This is a genomic window from Aeromonas sp. FDAARGOS 1407 (assembly GCF_019048725.1).
Classification (GTDB): Bacteria; Pseudomonadota; Gammaproteobacteria; order Enterobacterales; family Aeromonadaceae; genus Aeromonas; species Aeromonas enteropelogenes.
Genome location: NZ_CP077399.1, coordinates 202,157 through 217,530 on the forward strand (window position 1 = coordinate 202,157; position 15,374 = coordinate 217,530).

The following is a 15,374-nucleotide window of genomic DNA, read 5'->3' on the forward strand; positions in this document are numbered from 1 at the left end:
GCAAGATGCTGCCCACCACAGTCAATGACCCCGTTATCCCGTGTTTAGATGTTCGGTTCCAACTTGAGGTTGAACTCCTTCAACATCTCGAATGCCGCAGGATCCTTGGGTACCGGCAAGGAGCCAGCCTTCAGGACCGCCGCCTTGCCGGAGCGACAAACAGCCGGATCACCCTGGCCATTATCCACCGAGATGACAAAACCGGAGCTCGCAAGACGTACACCGATAGTACAGGTTTTGCCCCGCATTGTGGGATCCAAAATCATATACCGCTCAACAGTGGCCTTGATGAGGGCTGCGTATTTGTCGACCTCTCCCTGCGCCGCCGCCGATGCCGCCTGACTGCGGGCATTGGCCTCGGCTGCCAGCTGCTGTTGCATCATGGCTTCCATCTCTTTTTGCAATCTGGCCTCTTCCGCCGCCTTGCGCTTGCGTTCAGCCTCGGCCTTGGCCTTCTTCTCGGCCTCCTCCTTGGCTTTCTTCTCTGCGTCAGCTTTTGCCTTCTTGGCCGCCTCTTCCTTGGCCTTCTTTTCGGCCTCGGCTTTGGCTTTTTTCTCTGCTTCCGCCTTGGCTTTCTTCTCGGCTTCGGCCTTGGCTTTTTTCTCCGCTTCCGCTTTCTTGGCCTTGGCCTCTTCTGCCTTGGCCTTCTCCTCAGCTTCTTTCTTCTCTTGTTCCTTTTTCTTTTTCAGCGCCAGCGCCTTGGCATCTTCTGCGGCCTTGCGCTCGGCTTCCGCCTTCTTGGCCTTATGCTCTTCCAGCTTGCGGGCTTCCTCGGCTTTCTGGGCCTTCTCTTCCGCCAGCTTCTGCTCGGCTACTTTTTTCTGTTTTTCGGCCTCGGCCTTGCGGGTTGCCTCTTCGGCCTCCTTGCGCTTGGTCTCGGCGATGCGCAGACGCTCCTGTTCCTGGGCCAGCTCACGCTTGGCCTGCTCCGCCTCTTCCTTTTTCTTCTGCTCGGCAGCCTTGGGCTGGGCCTTCTGCTGCTGGATCTGCTTCGCCTGCTGCTCCAGGAATTCGCTGTCCAGCATCACCGCATTGACGATCTGCCCCGTTGACTCGGGTCGCTTGGGCTTGCTGAAGTCGAGACCGACAAACAGGATGATGCCGATGATCAGATGCAGCAGGAACGATGCAACGAGATAACCGGAAATACCACGCTTCACATCCATCTCCGTCAGTTCACCGGATCCGTCATCAGACCAACCTGAGGCACACCGGCATTCTTGAGGGCCACCATCAACAGGATCACCTCCTCGTAGCGCACAGCCTTGTCACCGGCGACGACCACGGGGGCGTTCTGGTTGATGGCCAGATAGCCCATGGCCTTCTCGGTGATGTATTGCTGCATCGCCTCGGGCGTGCCACTGGGGACCGGCTCGTCATCCGCCTCGCCCGCCTTGATCACGTATTCACCGTCAGTGTTGACGCTGACAATGAAGGGCGGCTTGGCATCTTCCGGCAGCTGCTCGGATTCAGCCTGCGGCAGATCGACCTTGACCCCTTGCGTGATCACGGGCGTCACCGCCATGAAGATGATGAGCAGCACCAGCATGACGTCGATATAGGGAACCACGTTGATCTCGGCCACCTTCTTGCGCCGGATCCGCTGATAGGTTTGCATTACTGATCACCCTGCTGCTGAGCAATTTGACGGTTCAGAATGGTGGAGAACTCGTCCATGAAGTTGGCATAGGCGTTCTCCAGCCGCTCGACCTTGTTGGAGAAGCGGTTGTAGAAGATAACCGCCGGGATCGCCGCAAACAGACCCATGGCGGTGGCGATCAGCGCCTCCGCGATACCCGGAGCCACCATCTGCAGGGTCGCCTGCTGCACCTGACCCAGGGCGATAAAGGCATTCATGATCCCCCATACGGTACCAAACAGACCGATATAGGGGCTGATGGAGCCAATGGTCGCCAGCACCGGCAGGTTCGATTCCAAATCGTCCACCGCGCGGGAAAGGGAGACACGCATGGCACGGTAGGTACCGTCCATCACCGCATCCTGGCCACGGGCGCCGGCCTTGAGCAGACGGGCGTACTCCTTGAAGCCGGAGTAGAAGATGTCTTCCATGCCTTCGATGTCGTCACGGCGGGAGGAAGACTCCTGATAGAGGCGGTTGAGATCGACCCCGGACCAGAATCTGTCTTCAAACTGCTCGGAGGCAAGATTGGCCGCCTTGATCACCTTGGAGCGCTGGATAATCAGCGCCCAGGAGACCACGGACATCCCCATCAGGGTGATCATGACCAGTTTGACCAACAGGCTGGCTTGCCAAAACAGGCCAATAAACGAAATTTCAGCGTGCACTTAACAGCACTCCCTTGATATTTTCAGGTATTGCGACAGGTTTCATTTGCGGATGACTGACACAGGCTATCTGTACCATGGCCCGGGCGACAAGTCGCCCGTCGGCCGCCAGGATCTGCTGGGAAAAGCGCAGGGATGCGCGTTTCATTTCAGTCACTTGCGTTAACACATTCAGTAATTCATTAAAACGGGCCGCCGAGCGGAAATCGATCTCAGTGCGAGTCACCACGAAGGCGAATCCCTCCTGCAGCAGGACGTCCTGTTCGACGCCCATGGCACGAAGAAACTCGGTGCGAGCACGTTCCATAAACTTGAGATAATTGGCGTTGTAGACGATGCCCCCGGCGTCGGTATCTTCGTAGTAGACACGCACCGGAAACTCAAAGACTTCCCCCATAGCAATCTGTGATCCATTCGACAGTCAGATGGGGGGCTATCATAGCGCAGGGCTGAATAGGAAAGAAGCAGGGGGAGACAGGGAAATCCTGCCTCCCCCCGTTTTTTATGAAAGGAAATATGACTGCATCAACCAGAGCCCGTACAACAAACTGGGCAAGGCGAGCCAGGGGTTGAAGAACAGGCGTCCGAACAGGCTGCGGGGGTGGAATCCCAGCCCGTGCAGCACACCGCAGCAGACTGCCCACATCAGCCAGGGCGCCAGCCAGTGACCGTGTTCACTGGTATTGGCCGCGATCAGGTTCGGGGCCTGCAAGATGGCGACGGCCAACAGGGCCGCCGCCAACAACATCAATCCCTGCCATGGCTGGCGCTCCAGGGGAGCGGCCAGCCTGGCGAGTCGATCACTTGTCTTCATCGATCTGGCGATCCATGTTCTCGGTGTGTTCCAACCACAGCGCATTGATGATGCCAAATGCGCAGGCCAGCAGCAGACCCAGGATCCAGGTGAAATACCACATTGTCAGGGCTCCTTCTTAGTAGGCCGAATGTTGGTTATCTTCGATGTGCTTGTTGGTCACCCGGCCATACATCTTGATGTAGGTCCAGAGGGTGTAACCCAGCACAATCGGCACGAAGATAGCAGCGGCCACCGTCATCACCTGCAGGGTGTTGAAGGAGGCAGTGGTATCCCACATGGTCAGGCTCTGTGACGGCTCAAGGCTTGAAGGCATCACGAACGGGAACATGGAGAAACCGGCGGTCAGGATGATGCCTGTCATCGCCAGGGAGGAGCAGGTAAACGCCAGCCAACCCTTGTTCAGCTTGGCAAACACGGCAACCAGCAGGCTCATGGAGAGGCCCAGCACGGGGGCTGCCACCATCCACGGGTAGAGGCTGTAGTTGTTCATCCAGGCGCCGGCCTGTTGCACCACTTCCTTGCCGAGCGGGTTGGAGACGGCATCGGTCGCGGCGGCCTTGACGATGACATAGCCATCCATGCCGCTGACCCACCAACCGGCCAGGGCAAACAGCACCATGGTCAGCAGGGAGCTGCCGATGGCGGCGGTGCGGGAGCGGGCCAGCACTTCACCTTCGGTCTTCATCATCAGCCAGGTTGCGCCCTGCGCCAGGAACATGCACAGGCTCACCACGCCGGCCAGCAGGCCAAACGGATTGAGCAGGCCGAAGAAGTTGCCGTGATAGGTGGACATCAGGAACTGGTTGAACTCGAACGGCACGCCCTGCAGCAGGTTGCCAAACGCCACGCCAAACACGATGGGCGGTACGGCACCACCGATGAATAGGCACCAGTCCCAGTTGTTGCGCCATCTCGGGCTTTCCAGCTTGGAGCGGTAGTCAAAACCGACCGGACGGAAGAACAGCGCCATCAGGGTCAGGATCATCGCCACATAGAAGCCGGAGAATGCGGTGGCATAAACCAGCGGCCAGGCGGCGAACAGGGCGCCACCTGCGGTGATCAACCACACCTGGTTGCCATCCCAGTGGGGGGCAATGGAGTTGATCATGACACGACGTTCAATGTCTTTCTTGCCGACGAAGGGGAGCAGTGCGCCCACCCCCATGTCGAAGCCGTCAGTGATGGCGAAACCGATCAGCAGCACACCGACCAGCACCCACCAGATGACACGCAGAGTTTCGTAATCAAACATGGTTACTCTCCTTATGCCTTGAGCTGTTCGAAGTGATACTTGCCGGTCTTCAGGCTGCTAGGGCCGAGGCGGGCAAACTTGAACATCAGGTACATCTCGATAATCAGCAGCACTGTGTAGAACAGGCAGATACCGATCAGAGAGAACCAAATCTCGGACGCAGGCACGTTGGAAGCGGAGACGAAGGTCGGCAGCACTTCCGCAATGGTCCAGGGCTGACGGCCGTACTCAGCTACAAACCAACCGGCTTCAATGGCGATCCACGGCAGCGGGATACCCCACAGCAGGGCCTTGAGCAGCCACTTGCGCTCGCCGATGCGGTGACGGGCACTGTCATAGAAGGCCAGGCCGATCAGCACCAGCATCACCATGCCGGTCGCCACCATGATGCGGAAGGCGAAAAACAGCGGCAGTACGTGCGGGATGGAGTCATCCACCGCAGCCATGATCTGCTCCTCGGTCGCATCGGTCACATTGTTGGTGTAACGCTTGAGCAGCAGACCGTAACCCAGATCCTGCTTCACTTCGTCGAAGCGAGCGCGGGTCTCGTCAGACTTGTCGCCGGATTGCAGCTTGGTCAGCAGGTCGTAGGCGGTCATGCCGTTGCGCACGCGCAGCTCGTGCTCGCTCTTCAGATCCTTGAGGCCGGTCACCTGACCGTCCAGGGAACGGGTCGCGATGATGCCAAGGGCATAAGGGATCTTGATGGCGTAGTCGGTGCGCATCTCTTCCTGATTCGGAATACCGAACAGGGTAAAGGCAGCCGGCGCGGGTTCAGTCTCCCACTCGGCTTCGATGGCAGCCAGTTTCACCTTCTGCACTTCACCTGTCTCGTAACCGGACTCGTCACCCAGCACCAGCACGGAGAGGATGGAGGCCATACCAAACGCGGCAGCGATGGCGAAGGAGCGACGGGCGAAGGCCACATCACGATTCTTCAGCAGGTAGTAGGAGGAGATGCCCAGTACAAACATGGCGCCGCAGGTGTAGCCCGCTGCAACAGTGTGCACGAACTTGACCTGAGCTACCGGGTTGAACACCAGATCGGCGAAGCTCACCATCTCCATCCGCATGGATTCAAAGTTGAACTCGGCACCGACCGGGTTCTGCATCCAGCCGTTGGCAACCAGGATCCAGAGGGCGGAGAGGTTGGTCCCCAGCGCCATCAACCAGGTTGCAGCCAGGTGTTGATGCTTGGAGAGACGATCCCAACCGAAGAAGAACATACCGACGAAGGTGGACTCCAGGAAGAAGGCCATCAGCCCTTCGATGGCCAGCGGGGCCCCGAAGATGTCGCCGACATAGTGGGAGTAGTAAGCCCAGTTGGTCCCGAACTGGAACTCCATGGTCAAACCCGTGGTCACCCCGAGGGCGAAGTTAATGGCGAACAACTTGCCCCAGAACTTGGTCATGTCCTTGTAGATGGGGTTGTTGGTCATAACATAGACAGATTCCATGATCGCGAGAATGAAGGTCATTCCCAGCGTCAGGGGGACAAACAAGAAGTGATAAAGGGCCGTCGCAGCGAACTGGAACCGCGATAGGTCGACCACATGCTCAGCAATCATGATGTTTCCTCACCGATTATTGGCACGGCTATTTTAAGATTTAGGGACAAAGCTTCCGTTGGGGGTTGGCAAATGGAGCTCGCTGTAAATCCTCACAACAAAACCCCTTCACCAACGACCAATATTAACAACAAGGCAATATCTGAGAACAAAGAAAGCTAATGTTTAACAATTCTAAAACAACCAGCTGGAATTTATTCTCGCCCATGATGACCGTGGTTTTATATCACCTTTATTTGATTGAAATCAATGTAAAAGCGACCCAAATACATGACTTCAAAAGGCATCTTTAAACTATTTACAAAGCGATGAAGAGAGCTGGATCACAAAATTATATTTGATGTAAAACATTGATTTAAATCAATTTAAATTTTTAACATCTTGCTCTGTAGTTTAATTCAAAAATAACAGCCAAGGTCATGTTTATCATGTTATCCGGATTGTTCTGGCCGCTTCGAAAAAGCAATTTAAAACTGCAAACAATGCATACTCATGCGAATCAATCAGACCAAATTCATCATTAGTTAAACTAATTTGAATGGTGCAATTTTTCTTGTTTGCCCGGGCTGATTCGAACTCCTACAATGCGCCTCGCAGTGAGGGCATCCCCTTGGATACAGGCCGGTTAATCAGGGTTCACGGTACGTATCCGACCATCCGTTTGAACCTGTTTATTGGAATCGAAGATGAAAAAGTTTGTTGCTAAAACCATCAGCTACTACAAGCTTTCTTTTGTTCAACTCTATCAATTGAACCGACTCTGAGAGCTCGCGACGGCTCACTCGTTTTTTTCCGGTCTGTATCCGGACGTACTCACTGGTTGTGAACATCCATCCTGAATTGTCTTTGCCCACCGCATCTGCCGTGGGCTTTTTTTATCCCGCCAATAAAAAAACCGCCGTTGGCGGCGGTTTTCTATTCAAGTGTCTGTTTTCACTTCTCATCTGGCCGCTGAAGGCCGAAATGAGCATAGGCTCGCGTGGTCGCTATCCGCCCTCTGGGTGTGCGTTGCAGATATCCCTGCTGGATCAGGTAAGGCTCCAGCACATCCTCGATGGTATCTTTCTCTTCCCCGATGGCGGCCGCCAGATTATCAAGCCCCACAGGGCCTCCCATAAACTTGTCGATGACAGCCAACAATAGCTTGCGGTCCATGAAGTCGAACCCCTCGTTGTCCACGTCCAGCATGTCCATGGCACGGGCTGCAATGGGGCCGTCAATCTTGCCGTCAGACTTGACCTGGGCAAAATCCCGCACCCGCCTTAACAAACGGTTAGCAATTCGCGGCGTGCCGCGAGAACGACGGGCCACCTCGATGGCGCCATCCTCCGACATGTCGAGCCCCAGGCAGCGGGCGCTGCGGGAGACGATGTCGGTCAGATCCTTGACGTTGTAGAACTCCAGCCGCTGGACGATGCCGAAGCGATCCCGCAGCGGGCTGGTGAGAGAGCCGGCCCGGGTGGTTGCCCCGATCAGGGTGAAGGGGGGCAGATCGAGCTTGATGGAACGGGCCGCCGGCCCCTCCCCTATCATGATGTCGAGCTGGTAATCCTCCATCGCCGGATAAAGCACCTCCTCCACCACAGGGCTCAGGCGGTGGATCTCGTCGATGAACAGTACATCGTTGGGCTCGAGGTTGGTGAGCAGCGCCGCCAGATCGCCGGCCTTTTCCAGCACCGGACCCGAGGTGGTCTTGATGTTCACCCCCATCTCGTTGGCGACAATGTTGGCCAGCGTCGTCTTGCCCAGACCCGGCGGGCCAAAGATCAGCAGGTGATCGAGGGCCTCTCCCCGTTGCCGCGCCGCCTCGATGAAGATCTCCATCTGTTCGCAGACGGTATCCTGGCCTGTGTAATCGGCCAGTTTCTTGGGGCGAATGGCCCGATCGATAATGTCATCCTCACGGGCGGCACTTGCCGAGATGAGACGATCCGCTTCAATCATCGACTACCTCACACCAGACTACGCAGGGATTCACGGATGATCTCTTCCACCGACATGCCATCGGCGGCGATCTTGCTGACGATCTGGCTGGCCTGCTGTGGCTTGTAACCCAGGGCCACCAGCGCACTGGCCGCCTCTTCTGCCGCATCCGGCGCCCGCAGGGTCGGTTCGCTGGCAGGCAGGGGCACGGCCGCCGGCGAGAAAAGATCGTGGCTGACCCAGCCCTTGAGCCTGTCCTTCATCTCGACCACCAGCCGCTCTGCCGTCTTCTTGCCCACCCCGGGTAATTTGACCAGAGAGCTTATCTCCTCGCGCTCGACACACAGGACAAACTGGCTGGCAGTCATGCCGGAGAGAATGGCCAGCGCCAATTTGGGGCCCACGCCGTTGGTCTTGATCAGCTCGCGAAACAGTGCCCGCTCCTGCTTGTGGTTGAAGCCATAGAGTAGCTGGGCATCTTCACGCACCACGAAGTGAGTCTGGATGGTCGCCTCCTGGCCGATATCCGGCAGGTCGTAGAAGCAGCTCATGGGCATCTGCACCTCGTAGCCGACCCCGCCAACCTCCAGCAAAACCTCGGGGGGCTGCTTTTCAATGACAATGCCTCTCAAGCGACCGATCACGGCTCTCTCCTTACCAATACGACGATTCAAAAATTGGTTCATAGCATAAAGAATAACTGGATAAGTATCCAGCATAGGCCGTACACCGCCGGGTGGTCAGAGCGGCTTTTTATGCCTTTCACCACCATGCTTTCCTTATTGGTTACAAGGCACGGGCGATCCCTGCCACGCCGCAGGCGTTGTGCCTGAACATAAACGACCACACTGGATCCGCTCGGAACTCTGTTCGAACCAGTGTCGATACCAAGGAAGGCATCAGATGAAAATTGTCACCACATTCACCCTGGCGCTCACCATACTGCTCGCTTGCACCCTGGGTATGGGCGCTGCGGGCTGGTATGGCAGCCAGCGGCTGGAGGCACTGCTCTCCTACGTGCTGGGCGCCGCCTGGCAAACCGCGGACGGCGCCATGGAGGGCTCCATCGAACTGGGCAACCAGCAACTCCATATCCAGAAGATGCAAAACGGCACTTCCCTTGATCGTCCGGCGCTCGATGCCGCCAGGGCCACCGCCGACGATGCCCTGTCCCGGGTCGCCCAGGGCAAGCTGATCGACACCGCCGCCATCGCCGCCATGACGCAGCGCAAGCAGGAGTATCAGCAGCAACAGGAAAAACTGCTGGGCCTCCATGACAGCTATATCGAGGTGGATAAGGCGCTGCGGGATAACGCAGAGCGCATGGGGCGTATTTCGACCCAGCTGGAAGTGATCGGCGATGGCGCCGTTGAGGCGCTCACCCAGTCTCCCGACCAGCTCATCAGCTGGAATGGCGGCCTTGCCACCCGCTGGGAAGCCGCCGATGGCGGTATGGAGGCCAACATCGGTTTCTTGCGCCAACTCTATGCGCTGGAGAAGATGCGCAGCCAGGGCGTCACCCCCGCCATCAGGGAAGAGCTCAAGGAGGCGACCGATTTCTACCAGAGCGCCGTTGATCGCATGCTGGCCACCGGGTTGTTCGACAGCGAAGGGAGCGGCGAATTTGCCGGCCAGTCGCTGGCCAGCCAGTACCGCACCCTGATGTCACGGCACCATCAGCTGCTGGAGACCTGGACTTCGGCCCTGAGCGCCTATCAAATCCAGCGGGCCAGCTACGAGGCCAGTGCCGATGAGCTGCAAAAACAGCTGGTTGATATCGAAGCCCAGGGGGACGCCACCGTGGAAGATCAGGTCGCCCGGCTGCACGACATCATCGGCCATACCCACGGCCTGTTGCTGACCTGTCTGATGCTGAGCCTGATTGCGGTCATCCTCTGCGGGTTCTGGCTGACCCGCACACTGGTGGCCCCGCTGCTGCAGGTCGACAGGCGGATGCAGGACATAGCGGCAGGGGACGGAGACCTCAACGTACGCATCAACCTGCAGCGGGATGACGAGATTGGCTCGCTGGCCAACAGCGTGGATCGCTTCATCGAGAAGCTGCAGCAGATGATAAGTTCGACCATGGACAACAACCAGCACATCAGTGAGCACGTGCACACCTCGGTCAACCGGGTCGAAGCCATCAGCCAGAGCAGCCGCCAGACGGCGGAACACGCCCAGGCGCTGCATCAGGACAGCGAACAGATGGTGCAAGTGGCCACTCACATCTCGGACAACTGCAGCATGGCCGCCCAGAATGCCAACGACGTACGGCAGCTGACCGTCGAGAGCAGCCAGTATATGGCGTCCGCCACCACGGGCATGCAACGCATGGTGACGGAGGTGGGCGAGTGCGCCATCGCCATCAACTCCCTCAAGGAGCAAGCGGGCCAGATCGGCCAGATCATCTCCACCATCAGCGGTATTTCCGAACAGACCAACCTGCTGGCCCTCAACGCCGCCATTGAGGCCGCCAGGGCCGGAGAAATGGGTCGAGGTTTTGCGGTGGTGGCCGACGAGGTGCGTACCCTGGCCAGCCGCACCGCCGCCTCCAGCGCCGAAATCAGCCAGGTGATCAGCAGCATCCAGCAGCAGACGGAGACGGCCTACCTGATGATGCAGCGCAACATGAAGACGGTAGAGTCAGGGATGCAGGATTCCGAGAATACCAGGCAGATCCTGTTTCGGGTGGAAGAGGCCATCGACCGGCTGGCCACCATGGTGCAGCAGGTAGCCGATGCCACCGGCCAGCTCTCGCTCACCCTGAGCAGATCTTCCGACAAGGTATCAGGGATCAGCCAACAAGCCAGAACCGGCGAGCAGGAGGCCCAGGAGTGCCTGCATATCGCCTCCTCCCTCCATCAGGTCAGCTTGCAGCAACAGAGCCTGCTCTCCCAGTTCCGGGTCTGACCCGGCCACGGAAACGAAACATGCCAGCCCGGACAAACGGGCTGGCATGTTGTTTTCTACTGGCCGAAGTCTGTCTCCGGCCATGCCCTGTTACTGGCGAACCAGACGATAGATGGCGTAACCGGGATGCTTCTCATCATCCATCGGCAAGGTGGACTGATAGGCCAGATCCGCCCCAGCCACCGCCTTGGCCTCCTCACGGGGAGAGGAGTAGAGGCGTACATCAACGCCAGCAGGCAACGCCTTCATGTGCCAGTTGTTGTCGGCCAACGGACTGAAGCCCTGGGGCTGGCTGGCCGAACGTGACTTCAGGTACTGGGCCACAATTTCACGCGTCTCGAAGGGATCTTCGTGGACGATATTGCCGCCATCCCCCCCCGGGAAGTGGCCGCCACCGCTGGCGCGGTAGTTGTTGGTCACCACGTAGAATTTCTGGGCCGGATCGACGGGCTTGCCGTTGAAGGTCAGCTTGCCTATCCGCTCGCCCTCGCTCACCTTGACCCCTTCCTTGTTGTAACGGGCGGGCTGGGTGATATCCACCTCGTAGCTGACCCCGTCGATCACGTCGAAGTTGTAGGTGGGGAAACTCTCATTCACCAGCCACTGCACCCCGCGGCTGGCGGGATCCACCCGGTTGAACTGGCCGGCACTCATCTCCAGCCACTCCTTGACAGTAGCCCCGTTCACCTCGACCACCTGCAAGGTGTTCGGATAGATGTAGAGATCAGAGACGTTGCGCAGGGAGATATCCCCCGCCGGCACATAGGTGAAGTCCGTGATGCCGTTGCGCCCGCCACGAAACGGCGCCGCCGCCGAGAGGATCGGATAAGGCTCCTTGAGCAGGCCATCTTTTTGCAACTGTTCGGCATGCCGGCGCTGGGCATCGTTCACCAGCTGCACCGAGGGATCGTCCTGCACCAGGGCGAAGAAGCTGTGGATGGGGTTGGTGATCTTGCCAAGAGGACGATCCAGCCACTGGTTGGTGCCCTCATGGTCTGCCTTGACCAGCTCGGTGACTCGCGCATCCACCTTGCTCCCTTCGCTGGCATCGATCTGGCGCAGGCTGGCCTGGCTCTGCTTCACCCGCCACTTGCCATCCACCTGTTCCAGCTTGAGATCGATGATGCCGAGGTGATTGCCCCAAAAGCCCGGCATCACGGTTGGCACACCGCTCAGGGTACCGGCCTGATTGTCCACCTCCGGCAGATTGGGGAAGTCCCCCGGGAAGTTCTTGTGGGCATGACCCAGCATCAGGGCATCTATACCTTCCACCTTGGCCAGGTGCCAGGCGGCATTCTCCATCATGGCCTCGTAACTGCCGGCATTGATGCCGGTGTGCGCCACCACGACCACCAGATCGGCCCCCTTGGCGCGCAGCTCGGGAATGTAGTGGTTCGCGGTCTCGACCATGTCGGCCACCACCACCTTACCCTGCAGGTGACGCTTGTCCCACTGCAGTACCTGCGGCGGGGTCAGGCCCAGAATGCCGACCTTGACGGTCTGTGGCTGCCCCTTGTCATCTGTCACCTGGCGCTCCAGCAGCAGGTAGGGGGTGAACTTGTTGCCGCTCCAGTCGATCTTGCCCTCTCCATCGCGCTTGAAGGCGTCGGCCGCGAACACGTTGGCATTCACGTAGGGAAACTTGGCCCCTTGCAGCACCTTGCCGAGGTAATCCAGCCCGTAGTTGAACTCGTGGTTGCCCAGATTGCCGGCGTCATAACCCAGCTCGTTCATCGCCTTGAACACGGGATGCGCCTGCTTGTCGAGGTAGCCCTCGCCCGCTTGCTCAAAGATGTAGTCGGCCAGCGGCGAGCCCTGGATCAGGTCGCCGTTGTCGAGCAGCAGGTTGTTGGGGTTTTCGGCGCGGGCCTCCCGGATCAGCACGGCAGTACGGGAGAGGCCGAATTTGCGATCTTCCTTGTTCTGGTAGTAGTCATACCCCAGCACATTGGAATGAATGTCGGAGGTCTGGATAAGCCGCAGCGAGACCACGCCAGGCTGCGCCTTCTCCTGTTGTTCTGCTCCGCAGGCTGATAGCAGCACGACGGAGGCGATAACCCCTAACTTCATGGTTTTATTCACTGGGTACTCCTGATTGAACCAGATCTCATAATGGAGTGCTGAAATTTATCAGAAGAAAGTGACTCAGACAGGTATCGAGGCCCATTTTTATGACCTAGGACCATAAAAACAGCCGCCAGCCTAGCGTCCCATAGCCAGTTGCAGCGCCAGGGCCAGCATGATGAGGCCCACCAGCAGATCGATCCCCTGCTGCACCCTTCCCCTGGCCAGCCAGGGCGCCAGTGCCGCCGCTCCCAGCGCCAGGGAGTAGAACCACACCAGAGACGCCAGCATGGCACCGGCGGCAAAGGCCGGACGCAGCGGTTCAATCACCTGGCTGCCGAGGGAACCGAGCAGCATCAGGGTATCCAGATAGACATGAGGATTGAGCAGAGTAACCCCCAGGGTCATGGCGAGCACGCTTCTGGCACCCATCAACTGCGGCGAATCCGCCAGTCCCTCTCCCTGGTCGCGCCAGGCACTGCGCAGGGAACGCACGCCGAACCAGCCAAGAAACAGCACGCCTCCCCAGGTCAACACCGTCAGGCCGACCGGGTTGGCGGCGATCAGATTGGCGCCGCCAAAGACCCCGATGGCAATCAGAACCAGATCACAAAAACTGCAGAGCGTTGCCGTCAGCAGGTGGTGATTGCGATGAATGCCCCGACTCAGGACAAACGCATTCTGGGCACCGATGGGAATGATCATGGCAAGGCCGAGGGTAAAGCCTTGCAGGGTGGTCGCGAGCATAAGAGTACCGAGGGTTGTGATGAGTGAGTGGCACTATAGCGGGGGCAAATCATCCAGAGAAATTCATTGATTTACTGGTTGATTCATTTTGCTAATAACTCATCACACCCTTTTGCGACCGCTTGTCAATTACCGGATCTGACAATTGTGGCCTCCCCAATGACGGCAGGAGAATCCAGCAAACTGGTCAGGATACGCACTATTGCAACACCATGGGGAAGTTGGTCACCACCACCTGCTCCAGGTTCGGCAACAGCAGACCACTGCTGACCCCCTTGGCCACGGCCTGATAACGGTTCATGGAGCCGGTTTTGCGAGTGACCTGATTGAGATGGTAATTCACTGTGCGCTCGGTAATCCCCAGGATGCAGGCGATCTCGTTCGAGGTTTTCCCTTCGCTGGCCCAGAACAGGCACTCGGTCTCCCGATCGGTCAGAGGCTCCTTGTCCAGGCTCTCCACCATGCTGAGGCGCACGATGCGAATAGCCGCCTCGAAGATGTAATTGGACATCCAGGAGAGGATCGGCGAGGACTCCAGCAGCAGATCGCTCGAGGCTCGCTCGGAGGTGATGAAGGAGAGGATGCCGTTTTCACCGGCGGCCCCGTGCAGCGGGAAGGAGATGCCGTTGCGCAATCCAAACTCGGCGGCCAGCCCCATCACGTCCATGCTCCCTTCCTGCAGGAAACGGGCGCGTTCATCCAGCCGGTTCCAGTAGATGGGCAGGGTCTGTTTGCGTGCCAGCTGGATCACGGGATCGCTGGCCAGCATGTTGTGCTCGGTATAGGCCTGAACCCAGGAATCCGGACACTGGTTGAACAGCACCACTTTGGGCCTTTGCATCGACATCGGCATGATCAACGCAAAGCGGAAATAGTCGTACCCCATCCCGAGCGAGAAGCTGCCGATCAGTTCGGACAACCGGTTGCCATCCGTCACCGTACTGAAATGTTCCAGGTACTCAAGCAGTTGGTCTCTTGTCATATAAAAGCCCCCTTGGCCAGACATGTGATTATAACCGCGAATAACAAGAGAGAGAGTCCATAATGTTGGTTTTCAAAGGGAAATTGAGAGAACACCCGCGAAAAGAGGTCGAAAGTGAACTTTATCGCTTTCGAAACGACGTTTTTTCCGACCGACTCGGCTGGGATGTGGAGTCCCGTCAAGGACTTGAGCGAGACAGCTTCGACACTCCCGACACTCACTGGGTGCTGATTGAGGATGAACAGGGGGTGTGTGGCTGCATCCGCCTGCTCAACTGTGCCGATGCCTACATGCTCCCGACCATTTTCCCCGCCGCCCTGGCCGGTGAACGCCCGCCATGCAGCCCGCAGATCTGGGAACTGACCCGGCTGGCCATCGACGCCTCCCGTGCCCCGCGCATGAGCAACGGCGTCAGCGAACTGACCTGCGTCATCTTCCGCGAAGTCTATGCCTTCGCCCTGGCGCACGGGATCCGCGAGCTGGTCGCCGTGGTCAGTCTGCCGGTGGAGCGCATCTTCCGCCGTCTCGGCCTGCCCATCGAACGCCTCGGCCATCGCCAGGCCGTCGATCTGGGGGCGGTTCGGGGCGTCGGTATCCGCTTCCATCTGGATGAACGCTTTGCCCGTGCCGTTTCCCAACCCCTGCTCGGTCATTACCAGCCCCATAGTCGTCCTGCTCAATCCCAACGACATCCGCTGGCCGCATCATCATAAAAAATCCCGGAAAACATACCCGGGATAAACGCATCGCTATGAGCCACATCAGGCAGCCACTGCCCGTGCGGCGATGTGCAGTATCCTC

General features: G+C 58.3%; 15 protein-coding genes. 2 read left to right on the top strand and 13 right to left on the bottom strand.

Features of this window, described 5'->3' with window-relative positions:
• Positions 1-44: 44 nt before the first annotated feature.
• The 10 genes from tolA to ruvA all read right to left on the bottom strand — a co-directional run bounded on the left by tolA (position 45) and on the right by ruvA (position 8,511).
• Entirely contained in the window at positions 45-1,166 is a 1,122-nt protein-coding gene (gene tolA, locus I6L37_RS01005) for a cell envelope integrity protein TolA (protein ID WP_216993057.1), read from the bottom strand.
• 5 nt (positions 1,167-1,171) lie between these two features.
• Positions 1,172-1,618 carry a protein TolR gene (tolR, locus tag I6L37_RS01010; protein ID WP_026456924.1) on the bottom strand — a complete coding sequence of 149 codons (447 nt, stop codon included), beginning with the start codon at positions 1,616-1,618 and terminating at the stop codon, positions 1,172-1,174.
• Complete coding sequence (gene tolQ / locus I6L37_RS01015; protein ID WP_026456925.1) at positions 1,618-2,307, bottom strand: protein TolQ; 690 nt, start codon at positions 2,305-2,307, stop codon at positions 1,618-1,620. The genes tolR and tolQ overlap by 1 nt, the downstream gene beginning before the upstream one ends.
• Positions 2,297-2,704 carry a tol-pal system-associated acyl-CoA thioesterase gene (gene ybgC / locus I6L37_RS01020; protein WP_026456926.1) on the bottom strand — a complete coding sequence of 136 codons (408 nt, stop codon included), beginning with the start codon at positions 2,702-2,704 and terminating at the stop codon, positions 2,297-2,299. Before ybgC ends, tolQ begins: the two co-directional genes overlap by 11 nt.
• A 105-nt stretch (positions 2,705-2,809) precedes the next feature.
• Complete coding sequence (locus I6L37_RS01025) at positions 2,810-3,121, bottom strand: cyd operon YbgE family protein (protein WP_061476408.1); 312 nt, start codon at positions 3,119-3,121, stop codon at positions 2,810-2,812.
• A complete protein-coding gene (gene cydX, locus I6L37_RS01030; protein WP_026456928.1) occupies positions 3,108-3,224 on the bottom strand; it encodes a cytochrome bd-I oxidase subunit CydX in 117 nt (38 codons plus the stop codon). Before cydX ends, I6L37_RS01025 begins: the two co-directional genes overlap by 14 nt.
• 15 nt (positions 3,225-3,239) lie before the next feature.
• On the bottom strand, positions 3,240-4,376 hold the full coding sequence (gene cydB / locus I6L37_RS01035; protein WP_061476411.1) for a cytochrome d ubiquinol oxidase subunit II: 1,137 nt from the start codon (positions 4,374-4,376) through the stop codon (positions 3,240-3,242).
• 11 nt (positions 4,377-4,387) lie between these two features.
• Positions 4,388-5,944 carry a cytochrome ubiquinol oxidase subunit I gene (locus I6L37_RS01040; protein ID WP_026456929.1) on the bottom strand — a complete coding sequence of 519 codons (1,557 nt, stop codon included), beginning with the start codon at positions 5,942-5,944 and terminating at the stop codon, positions 4,388-4,390.
• Between the two features lie 933 nt (positions 5,945-6,877).
• Positions 6,878-7,888: a Holliday junction branch migration DNA helicase RuvB gene (gene ruvB, locus I6L37_RS01045; RefSeq protein ID WP_042026598.1), complete on the bottom strand. Its 1,011-nt coding sequence runs from the start codon at positions 7,886-7,888 to the stop codon at positions 6,878-6,880.
• A gap of 8 nt (positions 7,889-7,896) precedes the next feature.
• Positions 7,897-8,511 carry a Holliday junction branch migration protein RuvA gene (gene ruvA, locus I6L37_RS01050; RefSeq protein WP_026457701.1) on the bottom strand — a complete coding sequence of 205 codons (615 nt, stop codon included), beginning with the start codon at positions 8,509-8,511 and terminating at the stop codon, positions 7,897-7,899.
• 259 nt (positions 8,512-8,770) lie between these two features.
• Here ruvA and I6L37_RS01055 point away from each other — a divergent pair, with 259 nt between their 5' ends.
• Positions 8,771-10,780: a methyl-accepting chemotaxis protein gene (locus I6L37_RS01055; RefSeq protein WP_216993058.1), complete on the top strand. Its 2,010-nt coding sequence runs from the start codon at positions 8,771-8,773 to the stop codon at positions 10,778-10,780.
• A gap of 90 nt (positions 10,781-10,870) precedes the next feature.
• On the opposite strand, the gene I6L37_RS01060 is transcribed toward I6L37_RS01055, so the two are convergent.
• The 3 genes from I6L37_RS01060 to I6L37_RS01070 form a co-directional block, all read right to left on the bottom strand.
• Positions 10,871-12,850, bottom strand: coding sequence for a bifunctional 2',3'-cyclic-nucleotide 2'-phosphodiesterase/3'-nucleotidase (locus I6L37_RS01060; protein WP_216993059.1), 1,980 nt, complete (start codon positions 12,848-12,850; stop codon positions 10,871-10,873).
• 132 nt (positions 12,851-12,982) lie between these two features.
• Positions 12,983-13,591, bottom strand: a complete 609-nt coding sequence (lysE, locus tag I6L37_RS01065; protein WP_216993060.1) for an L-lysine exporter — start codon at positions 13,589-13,591, stop codon at positions 12,983-12,985.
• A gap of 199 nt (positions 13,592-13,790) precedes the next feature.
• Positions 13,791-14,573, bottom strand: coding sequence for a LuxR family transcriptional regulator (locus tag I6L37_RS01070; protein WP_216993061.1), 783 nt, complete (start codon positions 14,571-14,573; stop codon positions 13,791-13,793).
• Positions 14,574-14,635: 62 nt separating this feature from the next.
• On the opposite strand from I6L37_RS01070, the gene I6L37_RS01075 reads away from it, so the two are divergent.
• Positions 14,636-15,286: an acyl-homoserine-lactone synthase gene (locus I6L37_RS01075; protein ID WP_201981079.1), complete on the top strand. Its 651-nt coding sequence runs from the start codon at positions 14,636-14,638 to the stop codon at positions 15,284-15,286.
• Positions 15,287-15,374 lie beyond the last annotated feature (88 nt).